This is a genomic window from Rheinheimera pleomorphica (genome assembly GCF_011634895.1).
Taxonomy (GTDB): Bacteria; Pseudomonadota; Gammaproteobacteria; order Enterobacterales; family Alteromonadaceae; genus Alishewanella; species Alishewanella pleomorphica.
On sequence record NZ_SIRR01000025.1, the window covers coordinates 130,908 to 155,584 of the forward strand.

Sequence of the window (24,677 nt, forward strand, 5' to 3'; positions counted from 1 at the left end):
GCTCTTACTCCGCTGCGAATAAAGGTACACGATCCATTTCAAGCTGGGCTTCACGACGCGCCATCTTGATAAAATTGGTCACTGAATTCATGTACGAATCTGGTAATTCATCCCAGCTTTGTGTCGTTTTATTCCAGACCCAACCCGCGCTGCCATCCAGTGACTGAGCCATTAGTACCAAACGGCCTAAATGCACGTAGTCTACTGTCATTTCATTGCCAGCAATGGTTAAAGTGCCCTGGAACGCAGCCAGCTCAGAGCCATAGCCCATTTCAATGCTGTACGCTTCAAGGATTTGACGGAACTGCTCTGAGCGCTGTACGTCTGAGCGTGCCATGATTTCACGGAGTTTTTCAACGCGATCCATACGACGTTCAGTACGCAGCGGAATATCTGCCTGGACAAACTGTTCCAGCGCATCAATCATGCGGAACATTAACGGCACTGTGCCTTTGTTAGTATTTTCCAGGCCATCAATCTGACGCTGAATAGAGTTAATCTGACGCTGTTGGTCAGCAACCAGTGTCGCTAAAAAGTCATTATAAACTTTCAGGTTTTCAGTCTGATCGACTACCTGGCGGTACTCGCCCAGCAGCTCTTGTGACTGTTCATAAATAGTGTTGATTTTTTCCTGAGACTGCACTGCTGCGCGTTGGATCTGACTGCCTTCCTGATGCAAAGCTTTTAAATCTGTTGCCAGGGCACTCGCCGAGAAGGCGAAAGTACCGGCCAGAGCTGTAGCAACAAGACTCTTGCGAATTTTATTGTTAAACATAGTTCCCAACCAATTATTGCTGATTAACGTAACCTGAAGTTGTAAGGGCCTAGCCATTCTTAACGACAGAAAAGGCCCTCGGTTAGAGGGTAAACCGTCCGCATCATTACAGGTAAAAACGCCCTTGTCAAGATAACGCAGGCGTCCAGAGGTCTGCTTAGATGCAGCTATTTCCGTGGTTTAGCACCCAATTTATGCACTATTAAACAAATGAAAATTAATTTGTTATAATTCATTAATTTTTTTGCTTATTTTATATTCGGCGTTAATTTACCCGCCGAGTATAGCGCCACCATATCATCCAGTGATATGGCTTTGATTTTGCTGCCGTGACCGGCAGCGTTAAAGGCCTCGTAACGGGCAATACAGATTTCCATCATGGCATTGACAGACGCTTGCAGATACTTGCGTGGGTCAAACTCAGCCGGATGTTGCGCCAGATAGCGCCGGATAGCCCCGGTTGATGCCAAACGTAAGTCGGTATCTATATTGACCTTACGTACACCATATTTAATGCCCTGTTGAATTTGCTCAACCGGCACACCATAGGTTTCTGGGATCTGACCGCCGTTTTCATTGATCACCTGCAACCAATCCTGTGGTACCGAAGAAGAACCGTGCATCACCAGATGGGTATCCGGGATGCGTTCATGGATAGCTTTAATCCGGTCTATTGCCAGAATATCACCTGTTGGTGGCCGGCTAAACTTATAGGCTCCGTGCGAGGTACCACAAGCAATAGCCAGCGCATCAACCTGGGTTTCACGGACAAATTGTGCCGCTTCTTCCGGATCAGTCAGCATTTGATCATGGCTTAAAATGCAATCTGCACCTATGCCATCTTCTTCACCGGCTGCACCGGTTTCCAACGAGCCCAAACAACCTAACTCGCCCTCTACTGACACACCACAGGCATGCGCTATTTCTACAACTTTGCGCGTTATATCCGCATTGTAAGCGTAATCCATCGGCGTTTTGCCATCTTCACCCAAAGAGCCATCCATCATGACGGACGAGAAACCCAGTTGAATAGAGCGTTGACAGACAGCCAAAGAGGTGCCGTGATCCTGATGCATTACCACTGGTATATGCGGAAACTCTTCCACTGCCGCCAGAATTAAATGGCGCAGAAAAGGCGCACCGGCGTATTTACGCGCACCGGCAGAGGCCTGCACGATAACCGGGCTGTCGGTTTTATCGGCCGCCAGCATAATAGCGCGCATTTGCTCAAGGTTGTTTACGTTAAAAGCCGGTATGCCGTAGCCAAACTCGGCAGCATGATCCAGCATTTGACGCAGTGAAATAAGGGCCATGAAATCCTCTCTTAATCTTTTAGGGTACAGTTGTAATATGACATTTTTATTATTTTTGTTTACGCTTTAGCGCGTTGTTCCAGTATAGCTACTGCTGGCAGAGTTTTACCCTCTAAAAACTCTAAGAAGGCACCACCACCGGTAGACACATAAGACACTTTGTCAGCAATATTGTACTTATCTATCGCGGCTAAGGTGTCGCCACCACCGGCTATAGAAAACGCGCTACTTTGGGCTATTGCTTGTGCCAGCGCTTTAGTGCCTGCAGCAAACTGGTCAAACTCAAACACGCCCACCGGGCCATTCCAGACAATGGTACCGGCCGATTTCAGGATGTTCACTAATTCAGCTGTTGTATCCGGGCCAATATCGAAAATCATATCGCCATCGCCAACCTCAGCAACCGGCTTTAACGTTGCCAGCGTGGTTTCGCTAAACGCCTGCCCTACCACCACATCCGTTGGCACCGGTATATTGCCACCGCGCGCTTTGGCTTGTGCCATCAAACGCTGCGCTTCAGGAATAAGGTCTGCTTCGCACAAAGACTTACCCACATTATGGCCATTGGCTGCAATAAAGGTATTAGCAATACCACCGCCGACGATTAATTGGTCGACAATGCCCGACAGTGACTCCAGCACCGTCAGTTTAGTCGACACTTTAGAGCCTCCGACAATGGCAACCAACGGCCGTTTTGGATTCTTCAGCGCGGCGGCCAGCGCATCCAGCTCAGCTGTTAATAGCGGCCCGGCGCAGGCGACAGGGGCAAACTTTGCCACACCATGAGTTGACGCCTGAGCCCGGTGCGCGGTACCAAAGGCGTCCATCACAAAGACATCACACAGCGCCGCCAGCTTTTGTGCCAACGCATCGTCGTTTTTGCCTTCGCCTTTGTTAAAGCGCACGTTTTCAAACACCACCACTTCACCGGCCGCGACATCGATACCGTCCAGATAGTCAGCGGCTAACCGCACCGGGGCGGTTAATGCCTGCGCCAGATAGTCGACTACCGGTTGCAGCGAAGACTCGGCATCATAAACGCCCTCTTGCGGCCGTCCCAGATGCGACATCACCATTACCTTAGCGCCTTTGCTCAGTGCCAGCTCAATGGTTGGCATCGCCGCTTTTAAGCGGGCATCTGAGGTAACTTTGCCATTTTTTACCGGCACGTTTAAATCTTCGCGGATCAGCACGCGTTTGCCGTTAAGATCCAAATCGCTCATGCGAATAACAGACATTTCAAGCTCCTTGTTGTAAATTCGGTTGCATCATCGCGGCTGCCGTATCCAGCATACGGTTGGCGAAACCCCATTCGTTGTCGCACCACACCAGACATTTTACCAGACGCTTATGACTGACCCGGGTTTGTGAGCCATCGACAATGCAGGAATGGGCATCATGGTTAAAATCGACTGATACTAATGGTTCTTCGGTGTAATCCAGAATACCGGCTAAAGCGCCAAACCTGGCTTGCTGCAGCACCTGATTAACCGCAGTGATACTGACATCCTGATGCAGTGTCACGCTTAAATCCATCGCAGTAACATTTAACGTTGGCACCCGTACCGCTATCGCTTCAAAGCGACCGGCAAATTTCGGCAGTATCCTCTCAATACCCAGCGCCAGCTTGGTATCAACCGGAATGATCGACTGGCTGGCAGCACGGGTGCGACGCAGATCCGGATGATAGGCATCTATCACCTGTTGATCGTGCATAGAGGCATGAATAGTCGTAATAGTGCCGCTTTCTACGCCAAAATGCTGATCCAGTACCTGAATCACCGGCACTATGCAGTTTGTCGTACAGGAACCGGCCGACACTACCGTCATGGCAGCCGTTAAGCTGTCGTGGTTAATACCATATATAATAGTGGCATCGATATCTGTATCGGCCGGATGAGAAAACAGCACTTTTTTCGCACCGGCGGTTAAATGCCACTGCGCATGCTCCCGGCTGTGAAACACACCAGTACATTCCAGCACCACATCAACATCCAGCTCGCGCCAGGGTAATGCCAGTGGATCCGCTTCACAATACAGCGCAATTTCATCATCAGCGACTTTAATACCGCCCTGATAAGAGCTGACACTGTGGCCAAAGCGACCATGGGAGCTATCATACTTCAGCAGATGCGCTACGCCTTTGGCGTCTGCCAGTTCATTAATTGCCACCACCTGCAGCTGATGCTGCAAGCCTTTTTCATAAATAGCACGCAAAATGTTGCGGCCAATACGGCCAAAGCCGTTAATTGCCAGTCTGATTGCCATAGCACCACATAGAAAAATGGGACCAGTGCTGATCCCATTATGTTAAAAGTTAACCTAACAGCTCACGCGCCGCTTTAAGCACATTTTCGCTGGTGATACCAAAGTGTTCAAACAGTTGCTCGGCCGGTGCCGACTCACCAAAGCTGGTCATACCAATGATTTTACCGGTTAAACCAACATACTTATACCAACAGTCCGTTATGCCCGCCTCAACCGCCACCCGCTTGGTTACCGCTGACGGTAGCACGGTTTCGCGATAGCTAGCATCTTGCTGTTCAAACACGTCGGTCGATGGCATCGACACCACACGCACCGCTTTACCTTCGGTTGTCAGCGTTTTTGCTGCCTGCATCGCCAGCTCGACTTCTGAACCGGTAGCAATAAAAATCAGCTCGGGTGTGCCCGTGCAATCACTTAAGATATAACCACCGCGTTTTACATCCTGCAGTTGCTGGGCGTTACGCGTTTGCTGCAGCAGATTTTGCCGGGTGAAGATCAGCGTGGTTGGCCCCTCAGTGCGCTCAATTGCCGCTTGCCAGGCGATGGCAGACTCGACCTGATCACAAGGCCGCCAGTTCATCAGGTTTGGCGTAGCACGCAGCGCAGCCAGTTGTTCTACCGGCTGGTGGGTTGGGCCATCTTCGCCCAGACCGATTGAGTCGTGGGTGTAAACAAAAATTACCCGCTGTTTCATCAGCGCCGCCATGCGTACCGCATTACGGGCGTATTCCATAAACATTAAAAACGTGGCGCCGTAGGGCACAAAACCGCCATGCAGGGCAATGCCATTCATAATGGCCGACATACCAAATTCGCGCACACCGTAATAAATATAGTTACCGCTGGCATCAGTACCGGTCAGAGGTTTGCTGCCTGACCAGATGGTCAGGTTAGAGCCGGCTAGATCGGCCGAGCCGCCCATAAACTCAGGCAATAACGGACCAAACGCATTCAGCGCGTTCTGTGATGCCTTACGGGTGGCGATCGTAGCTGGGTTGGCTTGCAGTTGCTCAATGTAAGCTTGTGACTGAGCCGCCCAGTCAACCGGTAACTGGCCAGAGACGCGTCGACTAAACTCGGCGGCCAATTCAGGAAAGGCGGCGCTATAACGGGCAAACAGTTGCTGCCAGCTTTGTTGCTGCGCACCACCTTTGGCTTTGGCATCCCAGTCGGCATAAATATCAGCAGGAATAGCAAAAGGCGCATGCGGCCATTGTAAAAACTCACGTGCGGCGGCGATTTCGGCATCACCCAGCGGCGCACCGTGACAGTCATGGCTGCCGCCTTTATTCGGCGCGCCGTAACCAATAACAGTACGACAACAAATTAGTGTCGGCTTGGTCGTTTCTGCTTTCGCCTGGGCTATAGCCGCAGCAACAGCGGCAGCGTCGTGGCCATCCACATTGCTGATCACATGCCAGCCATAGGCCTCAAACCGGGCTGGGGTGTTATCGGTAAACCAGCCTTCGACATGGCCATCAATCGAAATGCCATTATCATCCCAAAACGCAATTAACTTACCCAGGCCCAGGGTGCCAGCCAGCGAACAGGCTTCGTGTGAAATGCCTTCCATCAGGCAGCCATCACCTAAAAACACATAAGTATGATGATCAACAATGTCAAAGCCCGGCTGGTTAAACTGTGCCGCCAGCGCTTTTTCGGCTATCGCCATTCCCACCGCATTGGTAATGCCCTGCCCCAGCGGGCCTGTGGTGGTTTCAACACCCGGCGCATAGCCATATTCGGGGTGCCCCGGGGTTTTAGAATGTAGCTGACGAAACTGCTTTAAATCATCAATGCTTAAATCATAACCGCTAAGATGCAGCAAAGAATACAACAACATAGAGCCGTGACCGTTAGACAAAATAAAGCGGTCGCGGTTAGGCCACTGTGGGTCTTGCGGGTTATGGTTTAAAAAATCGCGCCATAACACTTCGGCAATATCGGCCATGCCCATAGGGGCGCCCGGGTGTCCTGATTTGGCTTTTTGCACCGCATCCATACTTAACGCTCGGATAGCATTGGCGAGTTGTTTACGAGATGGCATCTTCACTCCTGACATTGCGCAGCTTCACCTGGCGAAGCTTATTATTATAAAGCTGATATGTTGTTAAAGCGGTATGGCGCGCTATTTTCCCAGAGCGCCCACCGGATGGCAAATTTAAATCGGCTGTGACACTAAATTCACTCACTGGCAGATCCAATATGCTGTGCTAACGTAAATAGCAGCTTAAAATAGCATTAAAGACGTCTGGGCGGCAGATTTTTCTGGCAAAGTCATAGCACTTTCTCTAGAATACGCGCCTATTTTTTCCAGTTCGCTGGCTGCAACGCCCCGGCAGACTGACGGTATTAACCTTATTTAGTGGAATACAACCAATGGCCCAACATATTTTTACATCTGAATCGGTTTCTGAAGGACATCCGGATAAAATCGCCGATCAGATTTCAGATGCGGTACTGGATGCAATCCTTGAACAAGATCCGAAAGCCCGCGTAGCCTGCGAAACCTTCGTTAAAACCGGCATGGTATTGGTAGGTGGCGAAATTACTACCTCGGCCTGGGTTGATATCGAAGAAATCACCCGTAAAACCGTGCGTGAAATTGGCTATACGCACTCAGACATGGGCTTCGACGCCGACTCTTGCGCCGTATTAAATGCTATCGGTAAGCAGTCACCCGATATTAATCAGGGTGTTGACCGTGCCGATCCGAAAGAGCAAGGCGCTGGCGATCAGGGCTTAATGTTTGGTTATGCCAGCAACGAAACCGACGTATTAATGCCTGCTCCTATCACCTACTCGCACCGTTTAGTCCAACGCCAGGCCCAGGTGCGCAAAGACGGCACCCTGCCATGGTTACGCCCGGATGCCAAATCTCAGCTGAGCTTTATTTACGAAGACGGCAAGCCAGTGGGCATCGATGCCGTCGTACTGTCTACCCAGCACTGCGACACCATCAGCACAGCTGATTTACGTGAGGCGGTAATGGAAACCATTATTAAGCCGGTACTGCCAGCAGAATGGTTAACCAGCAAAACCAAGTTCTTTATTAATCCGACCGGCCGTTTTGTGATCGGCGGCCCTATGGGTGACTGTGGTTTGACCGGCCGTAAAATCATTGTAGATACTTACGGTGGTATGGCACGTCACGGTGGCGGCGCTTTTTCCGGTAAAGATCCATCAAAAGTGGACCGCTCTGCCGCTTATGCCGCCCGTTATGTGGCGAAAAACATCGTGGCAGCCGGCCTGGCCGACCGCTGCGAGCTTCAGGTGTCTTACGCTATCGGCGTGGCCGAGCCAACCTCTATCAGCCTGGAAACCTTCGGTACCAGCAAACTGAGCGAAGATGAGCTGATCAAACTGGTTCGCGAACATTTCGACCTGCGCCCGTACGGCTTAATTGAAATGTTAAAACTTGAGCGTGCTATCTATCAGCCAACAGCGGCTTACGGCCACTTCGGCCGCGAAGAGTTCCCGTGGGAGCAAACCGACAAGGCAGATATTCTGCGCCAATACGCTAAATAATTGCAACGGCAATAATAGAAAAGGAGAGCCCCGCTCTCCTTTTTCACAACTGGCGTTTAAGTGCCAGTATACTTTAGCCTTATCATCCGCGGCTTTTTGTGTATTATAAGCCGTTGTGCTGTATCCAGGGTCCTCTGTTACCTTGCAGAGTGAAACAAAACTATAAGAAAGGAAAAATCATGTCTGAACAAACTGCCGCTGCTGGAAAAAGCAGCTGGCTTAACCGTGCGCTTAATGCCATCGAAGTAGTGGGTAATAAATTACCTGATCCGGCTGTATTGTTTGCCATCTTAATGGTTGTGGTCTGGGTGGTATCCTGGGCTTTAGCCGGAGTGACCTTTAACGAGGTAGACCCGCGCACCGGTGCCGCTATCCAGGTAAACAACCTGCTGGCCGCCGATTCGATGACTGCTTTTATGGCAAAAATGGTCAACACCTTCGTCACTTTTGCCCCTCTGGGCGTGGTGCTGGTGGCGATGCTCGGCTTAGGTGTGGCCGAACATACCGGTTTTATTAATGCCGGTTTACGCTCAGTGTTATCGGTAACGCCAAAAATGCTGTTAACACCGGTACTGATTGCAGTAGGTGTTGCCAGCCATATGGCCGTAGATGCCGGTTATGTGTTAGTTATTCCGCTTGGCGCCGTTATTTTTTATGCTGCCGGTCGGCATCCGCTGGCCGGTATTGCAGCGGCCTTCGCCGGTGTATCGGGTGGTTTTTCTGCCACTATACTGCCATCCAGTCTTGACCCGCTATTATCCGGTCTGACCCAGGTTTCGGCCCGCTTGTCATCTGATCCGGCTGCTGCCGAAATGGTGATTAGCCCAATGAACAACTATTACTTTACTACTGCATCGACGTTTTTAGTGGTGATTGTCGGCTGGATATTAACAGACAAGTTTATCGAGCCGCGCTTAAAAGCGACCCAGGTCGATGGCGATCCGGCTGATATGCCGAAAATGGATGACTTAAAGCCGAACGAGCGTAAAGGTTTACGTTGGGCCAGTTTCTCAATGTTACTAAGCGTGGTTTTGCTGATTGTCAGCGCCCTGCCAGAAAGTTCCGCCTGGCGCGCTCCTGCCGGCACTGTGCTGGCTGAAGGCCAAAGCAGCCTGCTGGTATTCTCGGCGCCGTTAATGCAGTCTATTGTCAGTATTATTTTTGTATTTTTCTTAATTCCTGGCGTCGTGTACGGCTATGTTTCAGGTACCGCTAAAGACCATCGCGATATCATCAAAGGCATGAGTAAAGCCATGAGCGGCATGGGCTATTACATTGTAATGGCGTTTTTCTGTGCTCAGTTTATTTATGCGTTCGGCCAGTCTAACTTAGGCGCGCTGCTGGCCATTAAAGGCGCTAACTGGCTGCAGGAAATGGCCTTTCCTATGGGCTTTACGCTGATTGGCATCGTGTTTTTGTCCGGTTTTGTAAACCTGCTGGTGGGTTCAGCGTCGGCAAAATGGGCATTAATTGGTGCCATTATGGTACCAATGCTGATGCAACTGGGTGTATCACCCGATTTAACCCAGGCCGCCTACCGGGTTGGCGACTCATCCACCAACATTATTACGCCACTGCTGCCATACTTCCCATTGATAGTAGTGTTTTGCCAGAAGTATGTGAAATCAACCGGTATCGGTACCCTGATAGCGCTAATGCTACCTTACTCTATTACCCTGCTGGTGCTGTGGACAGCCTTCTTGTTAGGTTTCTGGGCGCTGGATATTCCGCTGGGCGTAGGCTCTAGCTACACCTTCCCGGCAACCCCTTAAGCCAACCTGTTATAACACCAACCCTGCTTCGGCAGGGTTGGTTTTTTCTGTTGCTAAGCGCCAGCGCCTGCTAACATAACGGCATAAATCAGCAGCAGAAGTTTCTATGCGTATTCCACGAATTTACTCCCCAGGCGCTATAGCGCTAAACCAGGAATTTGCCCTGGATGATGAGGCCGCCAACCATGTTGGCCGGGTATTGCGTATGCCTGTCGGCAGCGCATTGCAGCTGTTTAATGGCGATGGTTATAACTACAGCGCGCATATCAGCAGCAGCGATAAAAAGCGGGTGTTGGTGATTGCCACGGCACAGCTGGACAACCCGGTTGAGTCACCGCTAAAAATTCATCTGGGCCAAGGCATCTCCCGCGGCGATCGGATGGATTTTGCCATTCAAAAAGCGGTAGAGCTGGGCGTAACCGAAATTACCCCGCTGTTTACCGAGCGCTGCGGCGTTAAGCTTGATGGCGAGCGCCTGGCAAAACGTAACGAGCAGTGGCAAAAAATCGCGATCAGCGCCTGTGAGCAAAGCGGCCGCAGTATAGTGCCCAAAGTGCACCCGGCAATTTCGCTGGATAACTGGCTGGCGCAACACACAAAAGAATTAAAGTTAACCTTGCATCCGTGGGCAAAAGACACCATTAAGACGTTAAAACCGAGCACTCAGATCCGGCTGGTAATAGGCCCTGAAGGCGGTTTTAGTGAACAGGAAATGGCGCGCACCACAGCTGCCGGCTTTAGTGGCATACAGTTGGGGCCCCGCGTACTGCGCACTGAAACGGCAGCACTTACCGCGATCAGTGCGTTGCAACTGCAATTTGGCGACTTGGCCTGAGGATAACCGATGCAAAAACCGATTAAGCTTGGCATAGTGATGGACCCTATTTCGGCCATCAATATCAAAAAAGATTCCAGCTTTGCCATGTTACTGCAGGCACAGCAGCGTGGCTATGAAATTCATTATATGGAAATGGCCGATCTCTATTTGCTGGAAGGCCGCGCCCGGGCCAGTACCAAACGCTTAACGGTGCAGGAAGACCCGACCAATTGGTATCAGTTTGGCAGCAGTCAGGATATCGCCTTAAGCGAGCTGGATGTGATCTTAATGCGCAAAGATCCGCCCTTTGATACCGAGTATGTTTACGCCACTTATATGTTAGAGCGCGCCGAAGATGAAGGCACATTAATTGTCAATAAGCCACAAAGCCTGCGTGATGCCAATGAAAAACTGTATACCAGCTGGTTTAGCCAATTTACGCCCAAAACCCTGGTCAGCCGCGATGCCAGGCGCTTAAAAGCGTTTTATCAGGCCGAACAGGACGTGATTTTAAAACCGCTGGACGGTATGGGCGGCGCTTCTATTTTCCGGTTACAGCCGGGTGATGCCAATGTCAGCGTGATCATAGAAACGCTCACCCAACATGGCAGCCGCTATGCGATGGCGCAGCGTTTTATCCCACAAATTAGCGACGGCGATAAGCGCATTTTGGTGGTAAACGGTAAACCTGTGCCATACTGCTTAGCACGTATTCCGGCCAGTGGCGAAACCCGCGGTAATCTGGCTGCCGGTGGCCGTGGTGAAGCCAGGCCATTGTCAGACAGCGATTGGGCTATTGCCAACGCCGTTGCCCCAACGTTAAAAGCCAAGGGGCTGATTTTTGTTGGGCTGGATGTGATTGGTGATAAGCTGACCGAAATAAACGTCACCAGCCCAACCTGTATCCGCGAAATTGAAGCGGCGTTTCCAATCAGTATTACCGCCATGTTATTTGATGAGATTGAACAGCTGCTGGCAGCTCGCCAGTGACAACCAAGATGTAACGAGGTCACTATGCAGAATTTTCAGAATCATTTTTTAATTGCCATGCCAGCGCTGGACGATCCGCTTTTCAAGCGCAGCGTGACCTATATTTGTGAACATAACGACGAAGGCGCTATGGGCATCGTCATAAATCATCCGCTTGACGTTAAAGTGGCCGATTTACTTAAACAACTGCAAATTGAATATGATGCTGACAGCCCGGCAGCGCAGGCGCATGTGTGTGCCGGCGGCCCGGTGCAACATGACAGAGGTTTTGTGCTGCATACCGCCAAAGCCGGTTACGGTAGCAGCATGACGCTAAGTGACGAGCTGATGGTGACCACCTCAAAAGATATCTTGTTTGACTTAACCACAGCGCGGGCACCGGAAAAGTTTATTTTAGCCCTCGGCTATGCCGGCTGGACCGCCGGCCAGTTGGAGCAGGAAATCGCCGACAATTCCTGGCTGGTGATCCCAGCCGACAACGGCATTATTTTTGATCTTAGCCATGCCGAAAAGTGGCAAAGCGCCACCGCCAAAATGGGCATTAAACCCTGGCAACTGACCAACGAGGCCGGACACGCCTGATGAGCCGCACCATTTTAACCTTCGATTATGGCACCAAGAGTATCGGTGTAGCGGTAGGTCAGGAGCTTACCGGCACCGCCTCTTTACTCAGTGCTATCAAAGCGCAGGATGGCACACCAGACTGGGCTGTGATAGAAAAGCTGATTAAAGACTGGCAACCGCAGCTGTTACTGGTGGGCTTGCCATTGAATATGGATGGCACCGAGCAGCCATTTACCGCCCGCACCCGTAAATTTGCTAATCGCTTGCATGGCCGCTTTGGCCTGCCGGTAGCGCTGCATGATGAACGCCTGACAACCACTGAAGCCCGCAGCCAGCTGTTTGCTGAGGGCGGCTACCGCAAGCTGACAAAAGATAAAGTAGACAGTTTGTCGGCCAAAATTATTTTTCAGAGCTGGTATGAACAACAACACTAAATCACCGGTAGCAAATGGCTACTATCAGCATTACAAAGGCGCCTATTATCAGGTTATCGACTGCGCCCGCCACAGCGAAACTGAAGAGTGGCTGGTCATTTACCGCGCCCTGTACGGCGATTTTGGCCTTTGGGCCAGGCCGGCGGCGATGTTTTGCGAAAACGTCGAAATCGCCGGCGAATTGCTACCGCGTTTTCAGTTTATCAGTGAACAACCACCCGCTGCCGTTAAGGAAAATCGGCCGGATTAACTTCCTGTGCCAGTAGTAAAATCACATCCTGCTGCGACAACAGGCTACGCAGCTGCACAGCACCGGCTTTTAACTGTTCATGCTGGCCAATTAACTGCCAGAGCTGCTGCACAAAGGCATCAAAACCCGCCGCGGCGTTGTAACTTAAAGCTCCGCTTTGGCGAATAACGCTGAGTAAATGCCGTATCAAATCGGTGCTTTGCTGTAATTTCTGCTGATAGGGTAACAAAACCTGCTGCAAACATTGCTGCAGCGGATACAAAATATCTACCGCCACTCTGAGCTGTTGCTTTCGCAGCTGGCCGCGATGCTCGTTGCTCAGCGCCGGCGCACTTAGCTTGCTGCGCTGACCGGCCAGCTCTGCACTGGCCACCAGGCCATAGCTGCTAAGCAATTGCTCAGCATCAGCCAACCAGCTTTGTAACGACGCCAACGCCTGTGGCTGTTTACGCTCAAACTGGCTTACCAATGGCGAAAATGCCAGTAACAGACGGCTAAGTTCATTCACCAGATGCACTATGGATTTTTGCATAAGGCTTATTCCGGCAACAACCGACGGCTGATCTGGCCATCACTGTTTTCCATCTGCTGCCATTCCATGCCATCTTCTGAGATTTTCAGTTTGATATAGATAATGTTTTCCGGCTTTTCTTCCCGCAATTTATGTGACTCGGCTATCACGTTTAAATTTTCGATTACGTTGCGCTGGCTTAATACTTTAATTTCCTGCGTCGCAGCCGCCACCAGTCGCGATGTTATCTGTTCAATATTAAGCTTAGGCAGAGATTCCCGGCTGACCAACTGATACTCATCGGCCAGTTGCACCAGCTGCCTTACCGCTTGCTGGCTATACTCTGTCACAGGCGCCATATCCTGCTGCATCCGCAGTGCCTGTTCCAGGTTATGGGTTTGTTCTACCAGCACGGCACGCAGGGCTTTAGACGCTTTGGACGGCAGGCTGGTGCGCCCCAGACTGTTGGTCAGCTCTTTATACATCAGACTGTTAAATTTCGTGTTATCAATGGGTTGGTATTGGGTTTCGGTTTTTTCCGTCAACGCATCCAGCGCTACCGGTATCGTCAGCTCAACATCCCCCACCCGCATATGCGGTACGGCAAAGTGCTTAAGTAGGTCATGTTTGGCATATTCTTCCGCCACCTTTACCGTTTGAATGTCGGCCATCACTCTGGCATTGGTAATGCTGCTGATAATACTGCCTAAGTATTCGTTTAAATTCGGCATATTAATGTCCCTGTAAAAAAGCCGGCTGACAGCCTTGCGCTGCCAGCCTTACCTGCATCAAAGTAACTCAGGCACTGACAATACTGTCTTCGAGCATGGTCAGAATGCGGTCTAACCCGGCCGGGATCTCATCATTTAAGGCCGTCACTTTAACCCCCAGGTTGTAGGTTTTTTCCACGCTGACACCGCGGGTAGACGAGCGCTTATACGACGCCGATGCTTTAAAATTGACAATTTTGTAGTTAATGCCAAGCTCGGCGCTGGCAGCGAACTCACTGGACACATTCGCCGTTTCCGTAGACGTAAGCTTGGCATGAAAATCGATTGTCAGCTCTTCAATCCGCAGCGCCGGTATGGTTAGCATGGTTAAAAACGGTACCTTAATGGCCACATCTTGCTGATCAAACTGATTGTCCCCCGCATTGGCGGGTAAGCCTTCATCCTGTAACTGCTGGGCAGACTTACCAAAATGCGGGTTAGGGACCGACTTTTTAAATTCAAAGTCGACGTAGCGCAGTGTTTTATTGCCGCCGTTTTCTTCAAAACCCACAGCCTGAATAAAGCTGACCTGCGACATTGACGCGGCATGCTGAGCTTGTACAGCGGCCTGCATAGGGCCGCCGATATAGACACTAAAATCTAAACTGTTAAGTTCCTGCACCAGATTTGGCATGACAAGTACTCCCTGTTAGCTGTACCTACTCTGTTAAGGCTTTTCGGTTGCCGCCGACTTCATTTTCGCCGGCTGTTCACCACAGCTACTACAGACGGTACATCAGCACCAGCCCGGCAGTGAGATAAAGCCTAGCTGCCAGCGCCGGAATAACCAGCACCAAAACAGGGAATTTCGTGACCTTTAGCTGATAAATACCTGACAAAACCTGCAGGTGTTGAACCGCCCATCACCGTTTCAGACCGTTGCTCACTTTTAACCACAGCAATATAAAGCTTAAGCCTATATTGTCACGGTCACTTCTAACAACAGGACAGCATCATGTTTGAACAAACTGAGTTTTTTCACCAATTAAGCCAAATAAGCCCGTTACTCTGGGTAGCCTTTATACCGGCCTTTTTGGCGATTTATTTCCTGCCCAGCATTATTGCCAGCTTTTGTAACCGCCGGCATCTGGTTAAAATCTTTCTTGCTAATATCCCGGCCGGCTTCTCCTTGCTAGCCTGGATGGCTCTGATTGTTTGGGCCTTTACCGGCAAACAGAAGAAACCGGCTGAACAAACAAGCTAATAGATAGTACACTGTGTTTCATCAGTTTTTTTGTTTGCGCGGGTATCACGGTAACAGCTATGACAACACTAAATACGTTTCGCCAGCACATCGCAGCAGACAGTTGCAGCAGCGCCTATTTATGGGCGCAACTGTTCACCATGTTGATTTATGTCGGCTATTTTATGGCCTACACCTTGCCCTTACTCACGCCGGATCAACCGCGCTTATATTGGCTGTTTTTAGTAAAATACAGCATTGAAGCCGCCTGTTTTGTGTTGCTGAGCCATGTGTTGCTGCGCCCGGTGCTGAAAGCCGACAATATCACCACGCTAAAGCGCTGGTCAGTATTTGTTTTACTGTTGCTGGTAGCGGCAATAGCTCAAACCATTATTTCCTATTATCTATCCAGCATTGAAGTACTGAAAGATACCGAAATGAGCAAGGTAAACGTAATAACGGACAAAAGCGATACGCCGTTACAAATGAACTTTAGCACCAACTTTATGTTGGTGGCACTCATCACCTCCTTTAGTGTGATGTATCTGGTTTGGGGTGCCGGTTACATTGCCTGGCAAAGCCGCCAGGCACGTAAAGCACTACAACAACAAATGCAGCAAGCGCAGTTGCAACAGCTGACTAATCAGCTTAGCCCGCACTTTTTATTTAATGCCTTTAACAGTATCCGCGCGCTGATTTTTGAAGATCAGCATAAAGCGGCGGATACCGTAACGCGGTTATCAGAATTATTCCGGTTTCACCTGCAGGCTCATTTACAGCCGGAATCCACCGTACATCAAGAGTGGCAGTTAACAGAGCAATATCTGGCCATTGAGCAGGTGCGATTGGAGCAGCGGCTGCAATTTAGTTGTGCTATAGCTGATGACGTATGGCAAAACCCGCTGCCCACGTTAAGCCTGCTGACACTGGTTGAAAACGCTATTAAGCATGGCATCGCCCCCAATGTTGCTGCCGGGCAATTGCACATCAGCGCTACAACGGTGGATGATGGTTGGCAGTTAACGGTAACCAACAGCGTTCAAGCCAATACTGCCCAGGCCGGCACTGCCACCGGTTTAGCAAATTTACGCCGCCGGCTGCAATTGATGTACGGTAATAATGCCAGGCTAAAACTGGCACAAAACAGCAGTCAATTTAGCGTACGGCTGGAGTTTCAACATGTATAACTGTCTGCTGGTAGATGACGAGCGTTTAGCCCGCAGCGAATTAAAACGCCTGTTAAAAGCACATCCACAATGCCTTATCGCCGCTGAGGCACAAAGCGGCGAAGAAGCGCTGCAACACCTGGTCAACTCGAGCATTGATTTGGTGTTTCTTGATATCCAAATGCCGGGGCTAACCGGGCTGCAACTGGCAGAGCATATTCCTGCCGGTACGCAATTTATCTTCTGCACGGCATTCAACAGCTTTGCTTTAGATGCTTTTGAGCTAAACGCAGTGGATTATCTGTTAAAACCGATAGCACCGGAACGGCTGGCTAAAGCCCTGCAAAAATTGCGACCGCCGAGCGACAGCGCCACTGTGCATTATCTGGCAGCACAACACGGTATCTTACTTAAATTCGGTGACAGCCAGCGTGTGGTGCGCCTCGATGATATCAGCCGCTTTGAAAGCATCGGCAACCATGCCGCCGTGTATACACCTTACGGTAAAAGCTTTATCCACAGCTCGCTGGCCAAAATCGAACAAAAGCTCGACCCGGCACTGTTTTTCAAAGCCAGCCGCGCCGATATCCTTCGCATCAGCGCTATCAGCCATATTGAACCGGCAATAGCCGACGGTGGTTTAATTGCCGTATTGCAAGACGGCCAGCAGGTAGATGTAAGCCGCCGCCAGGCACAACAGCTAAAACAGCAGTTTAGTGCGTTTTAGCTGTTAACGTTTTAACTGTTAAGACTGCTGGCGGTACCATTCGCCTAAGATCAGGCTGGCGGCTACGCTGACGTTGAGTGATTCTACTTTGCCGGTGCCCGGTATTTGCAGCGCAATATCGGCGTTTTTTGCCACATTTTGCGACACACCAAACATCTCTTCACCAAATACGATCACCACTTTGGCGGGTAATTCGGTTTGATACAACGAGCTGCCGCCATGGCTGGAGGTAGTAATCAGCGTATAACCGGCGTCTTTGCATAGCTTTAACGCCAGCGGCAGGTTGTCGCAGCTTAGGCCATCAACAAACTCACCACCGCCCTCAGCGGTACGCAGCGCGGCGCCTGATTGCAGCAATTCCGGTTGTTTCATAATAATGCCGCCAACACCAAAATGGGCACAGCTGCGGGTGATTGCACCTAAATTGTGTGGGTTGCCAACGCCATCCAATGCCAACAGACAGTCTTGCCGCTTACGACTGCCCTGCTGCAAATACCGGGCTAATGTTTGTATAGGCTTTCGTTTAACCAGCAACACCACACCACCGTGATGCTGGCTGGCGGCGACCTTTTCCAACTCGGCATCATCAACGATGTGATAGGCTTTTTTTGCTGCCGCCAGGTATTTCATGACATCGGCAAATTTTGCGGCCATTTGCGCAGACACATAGAGCCTGATCAGCGCCTCGGGCCGCTGGGCAAACAATACCCGGCAGGCATTTTCACCATAGACTTTACTTTCATCGTCCTGTACCGCGCGCTGAGCCTTAACGCTACTGGCTTTAACCTGCACTTTAGCTGCCGACCTGGCGTTTTTCGCCTTGGCATCTTTGGTCCAGGGTTTGTGTAATGGCTTAGCCGCTTTAGCGCTTTTACTGTTGTGGTGTGACATAACATATCCTGCTGACACCGCAACGCGGTGAAATATCAATACTGGCGCTGATTTTACCAGCTCGCCGGCAACATTACTTATGCTTTTTCCGGCCAGGTGCTGTGCCAGTGGCACTCTTGCTAAGGCTGACTATACTGAGCAGGCAATGGCGTGTGCAGTTTACCGATGTCACCATTTAATGCTCCAGGCTCCTACATCTGTTTAACTTTGTGGAGGAAGCACTATGCCAACTGTTCATTCGCACTCCAAACGCAAGCGGCTAAAAGGCCTTTTTGCTGTCATATTGGCGTTTGCCGCTGTCAATCTGGCGCCGGCAGGCGAATTGCAGCACCGCCCCGCCGATAATAACCAGTGGCCACAAAACCTGATCCGCGCGGTACAGGAAAAGCTTAACAGCCTTGGCTTTGACGCCGGTAAGGCAGACGGTATTATCGGCCCGCGCACCCGACAGGCGATAAGCGACTATCAGCAGCAAAATAATCTGGCAGTGGATGGCCAGATAAGCTCAGCCTTACTTGAGGCCTTAGGCTTTGAGCAATGATATGACAAGCTGCCGGGTATGCGGACATCCGCTGCCCGTCGCAGCGAAAAAATGCACCACCTGTGGCGAATATCAGCATCCGCTGTATCGCTGGCTGTCCGGCAATGTACTCAGTGGCCTGATTGCGTTGGTGCCCATTTGTACGCTGGCCTTTACCTTTGTTTACGACAGGTTAGAGCCTAAAGCATCAGATTTGCAATTTACGCTAACCCGCTGCGATGCCAAACAAATAGAGCTGTTTGCCAGTAATTTGGGCAACCGCGCCGCCATACTAACCCATGCAGAATTTAGCAGCAGCGGTGGCTACCAACCACTGCAAATCCGGCTTGAAGTAGCCGATAAACTGGTTAGCGGCGGTGACACCCGCGCCATCATACTAAGCACTATCGACACCATAAGTCCCGGCGGCCTGGTACCGTTTTCGTTGCGTCAGAGCGCAAACTGCCGGATAAAAATCCGCTTACACAGCGTGTCTTTTACACAAAAACCATCTTCTCAGGAGCTGACATGCGCCTGTCCGCCGGTGTAATTTATCTGTTGCTGCTGCTGTTTGCCGCTGCAGCCGCGGCACAGCAGCGCGCGGATCTGCATCTGTTTCAGTATGGTTTAACCACGACAGAACAGCGGGCGGCATTGTTTGAAGATTTCCGTTACGTGCTGGAAGAAAAAATGCCGCGTTTGTCTGATGAGCTGGCACTGGGCGAGGCATTACCGGTACTAAAAGCCATCAGAATTGTGCCGGTAACCGGCGACAATAATCAGTTGCGCCGCCCGTCGGAACTGATTGGCAATTTGCAGTTGCGCCAGCGTTACTGGCATGACGTCGGCGCCCTGGCGTTGCTGACCGGTGTTGTCGATGTGCAGGCTAATGTACCCAGCATCCACACTACCTTGTATTGGGGTAAGCTAAAACCCCCCGTGGTGCAGGAAATGATCGACATCGAGCTGCCACTAACCGGTAATTATTTTGACACCACCTTCGATAGCCACTCGGTAGCCATTTTGTATGCCATCGCTAACCAGCCGGATGTCGGGTGCAGCAAATTTACCGCTATTATTGCGCTGCTCAGTGAAGCCTTAAAGCGCGCCAAAGCCATTAGTACGCAGCAACCGCAGCTGGGTAGCGAGCTGGAGCAAAAAATTGAGCAAAGCATTCTGGCGCTGAAAGCGGAGTGCAACAGATGAAGCCACTGCTTACAGTTATCAGCCTGCTTTGCTGCCTGCTGCCGGTATCGGCGCAGCACAATCCTGATCAGATCACGGTATTTTTTCCGGCCTTTGGCGGCGATACCACTTTGGGGCGTAATGTCAGTACGGTGCTGTCGTTGCAGCTGGCACAGACCACCCGTAAAGCGCCCTGGCCGGACAATCCAAACAAGCTGGATTTTGGCCGCGGCATAATTAAATGGAGCCCGGACAGCCTGAACCTGACGCAACAAGATGTTGCTATCCGCACCGCGCAGCAGGCAAAACTACTGGCGCAAATGGTGGTGCTGGGCAGCACTCAACGCTTTGGCAACAACGTAGTGGTAGAAGTTGAAGTACTGCTGCCGCGTTATCAGGCCGCTTATCCGGGCTGCAGCAGCAATAGTCGTCTTCCTTGTGACTACCGCAAACAACATCTCGAACTTTGGCCCCTGCGCTGCCAACAGCTACACCTCTACACACCACTGCCGCGGCGGCGTTATCATATGGCCGGTATAGTGCTGGACGATGATGTGGTTGAAAAATTCCGCGCAGTAAAAGGCTTACCTATCACAGCTACATTAAACACGACACAAATTATCGGTTACACCGGTGATGATTTGCAGTTTCTCGAGTTCAACCGTCATTTAAATAATGCACCAACCAAACTGCGTAGCCAGGGCTTGGAAGGCTATGTCTCACTGCCGAAAATATCACGGCAAAGCTCAGAGTTCGCCGACATGACCGGCGGCCTGTTGCAGCTGTTTCGCGGTGACTGGCAGGCAGCACACAGTAGTTTTAGCCGGGTTTTGGCCAATCCTGTCACGCGAATACCATTACAGGTTGATGCGTATCTGCTTAGGGGTATGGTGCAATTTCGCCGCGGCCACAACGGTTTAACGGATATTCTAACAGCCGCTGATTTAGCCCCCTATGATGCCGGCGCGGCACGTTATCAATTAGCAGCCATGTTGGCTGCCGGTACAGCATTGCCAGAGGTTAAACAGGTACTGCGCGAAAAACGCTTTCTATTTGACGCTGATGACAAATGGCTGGAAGAAGTAGAGCAGTTTATCAGCTGTCGTGCTGATGCCGGTTAACCCGGCGGCAATAAAAACGTCGGTAAGGCGACAACAATAATTGTAATTTTCTGCTTGTAACATAAGCCTGTACTACCGATTGACAACACAAACGACAAACATCTACCAGTACCACTGCAGCATTACCACTAACACTACACACCTGCATATTTTACATTTTAAAAACATAATTGACATCATTAAGCAAAGCTCTAGAATGTCCACCATTAGAAAATTACAGGGTTGTAGTAATGCTTGGATGGCAACCTATTTGCTATAAAGCCATTGGCTTGGGGCTAATACTTTCTGTGTTAACAACAAATGTGGAGGCTGGTGTGTTTGGTTGGTTAAGAGGAACGGAAATTCAGTGGTCACCGGAAATACACGGGATTGTTACGGAAAATGGTATCCCCGTTACAGGCTTGAAAGTAGTACGCGAGCTTCACTATGAAGACGACAAATTTAGCGACAACACAGTTACCGATCATGAAGGCCGCTTTACTTTTTCACGTAAAACCCTAAGAACGCGCCGCGTATTATTTGATTACAGTATCTACTTGTTTTTATCAGTCGCTGATCATCCAACTACGGGTGAGAAAAACCGTTTTTTTGATATCCGTTGGGGTAACCGACTGGATGGCAAAGCATTGAATTTATTGATGTCAGATATGCAGTGTGAACTGACAGCTGAAGCGAAAGACTTTAGTCTCAAAAACCTAGAAGCCCCTGACAGCGCAGCGCCTTGGTTTAGCGCAAAATGTACGTTTACTCATGCCGATACAGCACTTTATTCGGATGAGGAAATTGAAGCCCAGATGCAGGAATTAGACAGGATCATTGATAAACAAGAAGGAATTTAGAATATGCAAAAAACTCTCCCACCAGCCACGGCTGTTTGGTTAGCTCAAACGCCTTACGATGTTAGAGAAGTTAAAGCAGGTCAAAATTTCAATCCCACGGCTAAGCAGTTAACGCGTTTTTTTGATTTCAGCCAAACTGGCGGTGTTATACATGCTACGTCTGGTACTGTTCTATCGACGATTTTTAACCGTAGCACTGGTTTTGCAGTAGTTGGAAAGGGCAAAGATCGGTTCACTGGTGATGTTGCTTTAGGGATTAGAGGAACTAAATTTACAAGTGCCCGAGACTGGTTTAGTAACGCCAATGCCAGTTTAGCTACCGCCGACAATAACAGTGTGGTGCATTCCGGGTTTCAAAAAGTGTTTAGGAGTATGCAGCCAGCGCTGGAAAAACAGTTGGCTCCGCTACTGAATACAAACAGCAATGGCGTAGTACATTGCGCAGGCCACAGCTTAGGTGGCGCATTAGCCAGCCTTGCAGCTATTTGGATTAAACAGCGTTTTGGTAATCGTGTAGCGCTATATACCTATGGTGCACCACGAGTAGGGTTAAACGATTTTGCGCTTAAATCATCCGGCAGTATTGATAAAATATATCGCTGCCTGCATGGAGATGATCCAGTACCTATGGTGCCGGTGTGGCCGTTTTATCACGCGCCGCTAAATGGCAGTAGCGTACTGTTAACGGCAGCAACTGGTATTAATATCTCCTCGCACTCAATGATGGAAAACCCTGGCTATGTAACTACGTCTCGCGGCCAATGGGAAGATCTGCAACGGCGGGGAGATACCATTAAAGCAGTGCGTTTGGCTTACGAACGTCGCTTTGAATGCAGTTTTAGTACCCACTGGCAGGAGCGGTTAAGCCATGCCTTGATAACCTTATTAAAAGATGCAGGTATGTTGGCTGCAGTTTCGGTGCAAATGACCATTGGTGGCATTATGACATTTTATGATCACCTTGCCGCCACGATTGAAAAAGTGGCGCTTATGTCGCCGCAATTTGAAACACAGGTAATGGGCTTACTTGGCCATATGCTTGTGTTTGCAGGTAAAGTAACGACTACGATTACCGAACTCAGCGCTCGCTTTATTCGATGGGTATTTAACATTACGCTGAATGCCATGTACAACGTAGCCCGAAAAGCGATTGAAATGGTAAGCTAAGGTTATTCATTTATGAGGCTGGTTAGTATTATGCTGTACCAGCCAGGGCTATATGGTATGGACACCCTGACACTGCTTAATATTATTCCTTATACCTTTTTAAACCCCATCATCCTGCTGGCGTATATGCTGGCTTTTTCCGAAGACAGCATCTTACGCTATCTGAAACTTAATGCTTTTCACGATGTAGGCGGAAATTCGCAACGCATCAACCTGAGACTGTATGCCATGTTCTGCGCTATAGCCTGCAGTACGTTTATCGGCTTTAAAATTCTGGTATTGCAGCCTTTGGCCCCGGCGCCATTAACAGCGCTGGAGATAACGCTGGTGCAACCGGGCTGGAGCTGGCTATTCGCCTATATTGTAACGGCATTGACGTTAGCTGCGTTAACATCACGCCATGGCCTGGAAAGCAACGTCGGCGGTTTTATTTTTGCCCCCTTTATCCTGATAGCAATCCTATTGTTGTTAATAAATCACGTGCAGTGGCTATTAGCGAGGGTGATCTGATGGCGCTAAACGTTAGCTGGTGGATGTATGTCCTTAATGCGTTCAGCCCTTTTTTGGCACTCATCATGTTGGCACATTTAAAATCAGAGCAGCAAAAAGAGACAGGCAGCAACACAGTGTCGACTAATGCCGCTGAGCCTCTGCCTCCTTTGGCATCGGCCTTTGCCGGTATACTTACGCAGGTGATTATGGCCGGCTTTCTCTATGCCTTCTGGCTCGCAGCACATTGGCTGATATTCTGGTTGTTAAATAAGCCTTGGCATCTTGATGCTTATTTTTACAAACCTGCGCAGCTGGCTTATTGGTTTCCTTATTTGTTTGGGCTGTATTTAGTGTTTTACAGCACGATTATTGCGCCACAACATAGCGCAATGCGGATTAAAGCCGTGTTCAACACAATACATTATTTGGGCTTTGGTGCTTCGTTTTATATGGTGTTTGTTACCTATTTGAAGTGGCTGATAAGGTAAAACAGCTTGTTTTTTTCTGCCTGCGCAGTATGCTGGCGGCCTTTAAATTTGCCGCTACAGGCCTTGTTTATGCTCAGTTACCGTCACAGTTTTCATGCCGGCAATCATGCCGATGTTATTAAGCATCTGGTGCAGGTGGCTATTCTGGATTACCTGCTGCAAAAAGATAAACCTTTTTGCTATCACGACAGCCACGCCGGCGCCGGTTTGTACAGCCTGCTGGGCGAGCAGGCGCAAAAAACCAGCGAATATCAGACCGGTATTGGCAAACTGTGGCAGTATCAGGCAATAAGCCCGGCACTGGCGCACTATATCGACGTGGTTAAACAGCTTAACCCGGATGGCGAGCTGGCGTTTTACCCTGGCTCGCCGAAAATAGCCGCGCTGATGCTGCGCGCAACTGACAGTATTCAGGCCAGTGAGCTGCACCCGACAGACTACCCTATTCTGGCCAGCCAGTTTGCCCGCCGCCGTCATAGCCGCATTGAAAACATGGATGCCTGGGCCGGTTTTAAAGCCATGCTACCGCCGCTGCATAAGCGTGGCTTAGTGCTGATAGACCCACCCTACGAGCTGAAAACCGAATACCAGGATGTGGTTGCCGGTTTACAAAGCGCTTATCAGCGCTTTCCACAGGCGACCTATGCCATCTGGTATCCGGTTATCGAGCGTGCAGCGGTAGAGGCATTTGTCAGCGCTATTGTCGCTACCGGCATTAAAGATATGCTGCGCATTGAATATTGCCCGCTGCCCGACAGCAGCGGTTTTGGTATGACCGGCAGCGGCATGCTGGTGGTTAATCCGCCTTATACGCTGGCAAAACACATGCAGCAGGCCCTTGAGGAGTTAAACCCATTGTTAAGTGCAACAGGGGAATTTCAGGTGCACCAGCTGGTGCCAGAGTAA

At 50.1% G+C, this 24,677-nt stretch carries 28 protein-coding genes; 19 read left to right on the forward strand and 9 right to left on the reverse strand.

Annotated features, from left to right (window positions below; all coding sequences use genetic code 11):
* Positions 1–4: 4 nt before the first annotated feature.
* The 5 genes from EYB30_RS15600 to tkt form a co-directional block, all read right to left on the reverse strand.
* Positions 5–775, reverse strand: coding sequence for a DUF3450 domain-containing protein (locus tag EYB30_RS15600; protein WP_166839896.1), 771 nt, complete (start codon positions 773–775; stop codon positions 5–7).
* Positions 776–1,023: 248 nt separating this feature from the next.
* Complete coding sequence (gene fba / locus EYB30_RS15605; RefSeq protein ID WP_166839898.1) at positions 1,024–2,088, reverse strand: class II fructose-bisphosphate aldolase; 1,065 nt, start codon at positions 2,086–2,088, stop codon at positions 1,024–1,026.
* 59 nt (positions 2,089–2,147) lie between these two features.
* On the reverse strand, positions 2,148–3,326 hold the full coding sequence (locus tag EYB30_RS15610) for a phosphoglycerate kinase (protein WP_166839900.1): 1,179 nt from the start codon (positions 3,324–3,326) through the stop codon (positions 2,148–2,150).
* Position 3,327: 1 nt separating this feature from the next.
* Positions 3,328–4,356, reverse strand: coding sequence for an erythrose-4-phosphate dehydrogenase (gene epd, locus EYB30_RS15615; protein ID WP_166839902.1), 1,029 nt, complete (start codon positions 4,354–4,356; stop codon positions 3,328–3,330).
* A 49-nt stretch (positions 4,357–4,405) separates the two neighbouring features.
* Positions 4,406–6,403, reverse strand: coding sequence for a transketolase (tkt, locus tag EYB30_RS15620; RefSeq protein WP_166839904.1), 1,998 nt, complete (start codon positions 6,401–6,403; stop codon positions 4,406–4,408).
* A gap of 332 nt (positions 6,404–6,735) precedes the next feature.
* On the opposite strand from tkt, the gene metK reads away from it, so the two are divergent.
* The 7 genes from metK to EYB30_RS15655 all read left to right on the forward strand — a co-directional run bounded on the left by metK (position 6,736) and on the right by EYB30_RS15655 (position 12,711).
* Positions 6,736–7,884 (forward strand): methionine adenosyltransferase, encoded by a 1,149-nt coding sequence (metK, locus tag EYB30_RS15625; RefSeq protein ID WP_166839906.1) that lies wholly within the window; start codon positions 6,736–6,738, stop codon positions 7,882–7,884.
* Positions 7,885–8,063: 179 nt separating this feature from the next.
* Positions 8,064–9,656 carry an AbgT family transporter gene (locus tag EYB30_RS15630; protein WP_166839908.1) on the forward strand — a complete coding sequence of 531 codons (1,593 nt, stop codon included), beginning with the start codon at positions 8,064–8,066 and terminating at the stop codon, positions 9,654–9,656.
* Between the two features lie 106 nt (positions 9,657–9,762).
* Positions 9,763–10,491: a 16S rRNA (uracil(1498)-N(3))-methyltransferase gene (rsmE, locus tag EYB30_RS15635; protein ID WP_166839910.1), complete on the forward strand. Its 729-nt coding sequence runs from the start codon at positions 9,763–9,765 to the stop codon at positions 10,489–10,491.
* Positions 10,492–10,500: 9 nt separating this feature from the next.
* Positions 10,501–11,463 (forward strand): glutathione synthase, encoded by a 963-nt coding sequence (gene gshB, locus EYB30_RS15640; protein ID WP_166839912.1) that lies wholly within the window; start codon positions 10,501–10,503, stop codon positions 11,461–11,463.
* Positions 11,464–11,487: 24 nt separating this feature from the next.
* On the forward strand, positions 11,488–12,045 hold the full coding sequence (locus EYB30_RS15645) for a YqgE/AlgH family protein (protein WP_166839914.1): 558 nt from the start codon (positions 11,488–11,490) through the stop codon (positions 12,043–12,045).
* Positions 12,045–12,461, forward strand: coding sequence for a Holliday junction resolvase RuvX (gene ruvX / locus EYB30_RS15650; RefSeq protein ID WP_174978758.1), 417 nt, complete (start codon positions 12,045–12,047; stop codon positions 12,459–12,461). Before EYB30_RS15645 ends, ruvX begins: the two co-directional genes overlap by 1 nt.
* On the forward strand, positions 12,445–12,711 hold the full coding sequence (locus tag EYB30_RS15655; protein ID WP_166839915.1) for a DUF1653 domain-containing protein: 267 nt from the start codon (positions 12,445–12,447) through the stop codon (positions 12,709–12,711). The genes ruvX and EYB30_RS15655 overlap by 17 nt, the downstream gene beginning before the upstream one ends.
* Here EYB30_RS15655 and EYB30_RS15660 read toward each other — a convergent pair.
* The 3 genes from EYB30_RS15660 to EYB30_RS15670 form a co-directional block, all read right to left on the reverse strand.
* Positions 12,689–13,243: a hypothetical protein gene (locus tag EYB30_RS15660; RefSeq protein WP_166839916.1), complete on the reverse strand. Its 555-nt coding sequence runs from the start codon at positions 13,241–13,243 to the stop codon at positions 12,689–12,691. The two genes, EYB30_RS15655 and EYB30_RS15660, sit on opposite strands and share 23 nt — an antisense overlap.
* Positions 13,244–13,248: 5 nt before the next feature.
* Complete coding sequence (locus EYB30_RS15665) at positions 13,249–13,953, reverse strand: hypothetical protein (RefSeq protein WP_166839917.1); 705 nt, start codon at positions 13,951–13,953, stop codon at positions 13,249–13,251.
* 67 nt (positions 13,954–14,020) lie between these two features.
* On the reverse strand, positions 14,021–14,626 hold the full coding sequence (locus EYB30_RS15670; RefSeq protein ID WP_008218338.1) for a DUF2589 domain-containing protein: 606 nt from the start codon (positions 14,624–14,626) through the stop codon (positions 14,021–14,023).
* A 321-nt stretch (positions 14,627–14,947) separates the two neighbouring features.
* On the opposite strand from EYB30_RS15670, the gene EYB30_RS15675 reads away from it, so the two are divergent.
* From EYB30_RS15675 to EYB30_RS15685, 3 genes are read left to right on the forward strand one after another with little or no spacing between them, the layout of a single operon-like run.
* Entirely contained in the window at positions 14,948–15,196 is a 249-nt protein-coding gene (locus EYB30_RS15675) for a superinfection immunity protein (RefSeq protein WP_166839918.1), read from the forward strand.
* Between the two features lie 59 nt (positions 15,197–15,255).
* On the forward strand, positions 15,256–16,362 hold the full coding sequence (locus EYB30_RS15680) for a sensor histidine kinase (RefSeq protein ID WP_166839919.1): 1,107 nt from the start codon (positions 15,256–15,258) through the stop codon (positions 16,360–16,362).
* The gene (locus EYB30_RS15685) at positions 16,355–17,068 is read left to right on the forward strand and encodes a LytR/AlgR family response regulator transcription factor (protein WP_166839920.1); all 714 of its coding nucleotides are present in this window, start codon (positions 16,355–16,357) and stop codon (positions 17,066–17,068) included. The genes EYB30_RS15680 and EYB30_RS15685 overlap by 8 nt, the downstream gene beginning before the upstream one ends.
* An 18-nt stretch (positions 17,069–17,086) precedes the next feature.
* Here EYB30_RS15685 and EYB30_RS15690 read toward each other — a convergent pair whose 3' ends face one another.
* Entirely contained in the window at positions 17,087–17,959 is an 873-nt protein-coding gene (locus EYB30_RS15690; RefSeq protein WP_166839921.1) for a tRNA/rRNA methyltransferase, read from the reverse strand.
* 223 nt (positions 17,960–18,182) lie between these two features.
* Between EYB30_RS15690 and EYB30_RS15695 the strand changes: the two genes are divergently transcribed.
* The 9 genes from EYB30_RS15695 to EYB30_RS15735 all read left to right on the forward strand — a co-directional run bounded on the left by EYB30_RS15695 (position 18,183) and on the right by EYB30_RS15735 (position 24,677).
* The gene (locus EYB30_RS15695) at positions 18,183–18,500 is read left to right on the forward strand and encodes a peptidoglycan-binding domain-containing protein (RefSeq protein ID WP_166839922.1); all 318 of its coding nucleotides are present in this window, start codon (positions 18,183–18,185) and stop codon (positions 18,498–18,500) included.
* A 1-nt stretch (position 18,501) separates the two neighbouring features.
* A complete protein-coding gene (locus EYB30_RS15700) occupies positions 18,502–19,029 on the forward strand; it encodes a hypothetical protein (protein WP_166839923.1) in 528 nt (175 codons plus the stop codon).
* Positions 19,008–19,685 carry a hypothetical protein gene (locus EYB30_RS15705; protein ID WP_166839924.1) on the forward strand — a complete coding sequence of 226 codons (678 nt, stop codon included), beginning with the start codon at positions 19,008–19,010 and terminating at the stop codon, positions 19,683–19,685. Before EYB30_RS15700 ends, EYB30_RS15705 begins: the two co-directional genes overlap by 22 nt.
* Complete coding sequence (locus EYB30_RS15710; protein WP_166839925.1) at positions 19,682–20,785, forward strand: tetratricopeptide repeat protein; 1,104 nt, start codon at positions 19,682–19,684, stop codon at positions 20,783–20,785. Before EYB30_RS15705 ends, EYB30_RS15710 begins: the two co-directional genes overlap by 4 nt.
* A 230-nt stretch (positions 20,786–21,015) precedes the next feature.
* The gene (locus EYB30_RS15715; RefSeq protein ID WP_166839926.1) at positions 21,016–21,624 is read left to right on the forward strand and encodes a DUF6795 domain-containing protein; all 609 of its coding nucleotides are present in this window, start codon (positions 21,016–21,018) and stop codon (positions 21,622–21,624) included.
* Between the two features lie 3 nt (positions 21,625–21,627).
* Positions 21,628–22,791, forward strand: a complete 1,164-nt coding sequence (locus EYB30_RS15720) for a lipase family protein (protein WP_166839927.1) — start codon at positions 21,628–21,630, stop codon at positions 22,789–22,791.
* Positions 22,792–22,803: 12 nt separating this feature from the next.
* Positions 22,804–23,301 (forward strand): hypothetical protein, encoded by a 498-nt coding sequence (locus tag EYB30_RS15725; protein WP_166839928.1) that lies wholly within the window; start codon positions 22,804–22,806, stop codon positions 23,299–23,301.
* Positions 23,301–23,771, forward strand: coding sequence for a hypothetical protein (locus EYB30_RS15730; RefSeq protein WP_166839930.1), 471 nt, complete (start codon positions 23,301–23,303; stop codon positions 23,769–23,771). The genes EYB30_RS15725 and EYB30_RS15730 overlap by 1 nt, the downstream gene beginning before the upstream one ends.
* 69 nt (positions 23,772–23,840) lie before the next feature.
* Positions 23,841–24,677, forward strand: a complete 837-nt coding sequence (locus EYB30_RS15735; RefSeq protein WP_166839932.1) for a 23S rRNA (adenine(2030)-N(6))-methyltransferase RlmJ — start codon at positions 23,841–23,843, stop codon at positions 24,675–24,677.

Bases quoted from the DNA above. Each gene is read 5' to 3' on its own strand.
- EYB30_RS15600 (WP_166839896.1), bottom strand. From the start codon at position 775: ATGTTTAACAATAAAATTCGCAAGAGTCTTGTTGCTACAGCTCTGGCC.
- fba (WP_166839898.1), bottom strand. From the start codon at position 2,088: ATGGCCCTTATTTCACTGCGTCAAATGCTGGATCATGCTGCCGAGTTT.
- EYB30_RS15610 (WP_166839900.1), bottom strand. From the start codon at position 3,326: ATGTCTGTTATTCGCATGAGCGATTTGGATCTTAACGGCAAACGCGTG.
- epd (WP_166839902.1), bottom strand. From the start codon at position 4,356: ATGGCAATCAGACTGGCAATTAACGGCTTTGGCCGTATTGGCCGCAAC.
- tkt (WP_166839904.1), bottom strand. From the start codon at position 6,403: ATGCCATCTCGTAAACAACTCGCCAATGCTATCCGAGCGTTAAGTATG.
- metK (WP_166839906.1), top strand. From the start codon at position 6,736: ATGGCCCAACATATTTTTACATCTGAATCGGTTTCTGAAGGACATCCG.
- EYB30_RS15630 (WP_166839908.1), top strand. From the start codon at position 8,064: ATGTCTGAACAAACTGCCGCTGCTGGAAAAAGCAGCTGGCTTAACCGT.
- rsmE (WP_166839910.1), top strand. From the start codon at position 9,763: ATGCGTATTCCACGAATTTACTCCCCAGGCGCTATAGCGCTAAACCAG.
- gshB (WP_166839912.1), top strand. From the start codon at position 10,501: ATGCAAAAACCGATTAAGCTTGGCATAGTGATGGACCCTATTTCGGCC.
- EYB30_RS15645 (WP_166839914.1), top strand. From the start codon at position 11,488: ATGCAGAATTTTCAGAATCATTTTTTAATTGCCATGCCAGCGCTGGAC.
- ruvX (WP_174978758.1), top strand. From the start codon at position 12,045: ATGAGCCGCACCATTTTAACCTTCGATTATGGCACCAAGAGTATCGGT.
- EYB30_RS15655 (WP_166839915.1), top strand. From the start codon at position 12,445: ATGAACAACAACACTAAATCACCGGTAGCAAATGGCTACTATCAGCAT.
- EYB30_RS15660 (WP_166839916.1), bottom strand. From the start codon at position 13,243: ATGCAAAAATCCATAGTGCATCTGGTGAATGAACTTAGCCGTCTGTTA.
- EYB30_RS15665 (WP_166839917.1), bottom strand. From the start codon at position 13,953: ATGCCGAATTTAAACGAATACTTAGGCAGTATTATCAGCAGCATTACC.
- EYB30_RS15670 (WP_008218338.1), bottom strand. From the start codon at position 14,626: ATGCCAAATCTGGTGCAGGAACTTAACAGTTTAGATTTTAGTGTCTAT.
- EYB30_RS15675 (WP_166839918.1), top strand. From the start codon at position 14,948: ATGTTTGAACAAACTGAGTTTTTTCACCAATTAAGCCAAATAAGCCCG.
- EYB30_RS15680 (WP_166839919.1), top strand. From the start codon at position 15,256: ATGACAACACTAAATACGTTTCGCCAGCACATCGCAGCAGACAGTTGC.
- EYB30_RS15685 (WP_166839920.1), top strand. From the start codon at position 16,355: ATGTATAACTGTCTGCTGGTAGATGACGAGCGTTTAGCCCGCAGCGAA.
- EYB30_RS15690 (WP_166839921.1), bottom strand. From the start codon at position 17,959: ATGTCACACCACAACAGTAAAAGCGCTAAAGCGGCTAAGCCATTACAC.
- EYB30_RS15695 (WP_166839922.1), top strand. From the start codon at position 18,183: ATGCCAACTGTTCATTCGCACTCCAAACGCAAGCGGCTAAAAGGCCTT.
- EYB30_RS15700 (WP_166839923.1), top strand. From the start codon at position 18,502: ATGACAAGCTGCCGGGTATGCGGACATCCGCTGCCCGTCGCAGCGAAA.
- EYB30_RS15705 (WP_166839924.1), top strand. From the start codon at position 19,008: ATGCGCCTGTCCGCCGGTGTAATTTATCTGTTGCTGCTGCTGTTTGCC.
- EYB30_RS15710 (WP_166839925.1), top strand. From the start codon at position 19,682: ATGAAGCCACTGCTTACAGTTATCAGCCTGCTTTGCTGCCTGCTGCCG.
- EYB30_RS15715 (WP_166839926.1), top strand. From the start codon at position 21,016: ATGCTTGGATGGCAACCTATTTGCTATAAAGCCATTGGCTTGGGGCTA.
- EYB30_RS15720 (WP_166839927.1), top strand. From the start codon at position 21,628: ATGCAAAAAACTCTCCCACCAGCCACGGCTGTTTGGTTAGCTCAAACG.
- EYB30_RS15725 (WP_166839928.1), top strand. From the start codon at position 22,804: ATGAGGCTGGTTAGTATTATGCTGTACCAGCCAGGGCTATATGGTATG.
- EYB30_RS15730 (WP_166839930.1), top strand. From the start codon at position 23,301: ATGGCGCTAAACGTTAGCTGGTGGATGTATGTCCTTAATGCGTTCAGC.
- EYB30_RS15735 (WP_166839932.1), top strand. From the start codon at position 23,841: ATGCTCAGTTACCGTCACAGTTTTCATGCCGGCAATCATGCCGATGTT.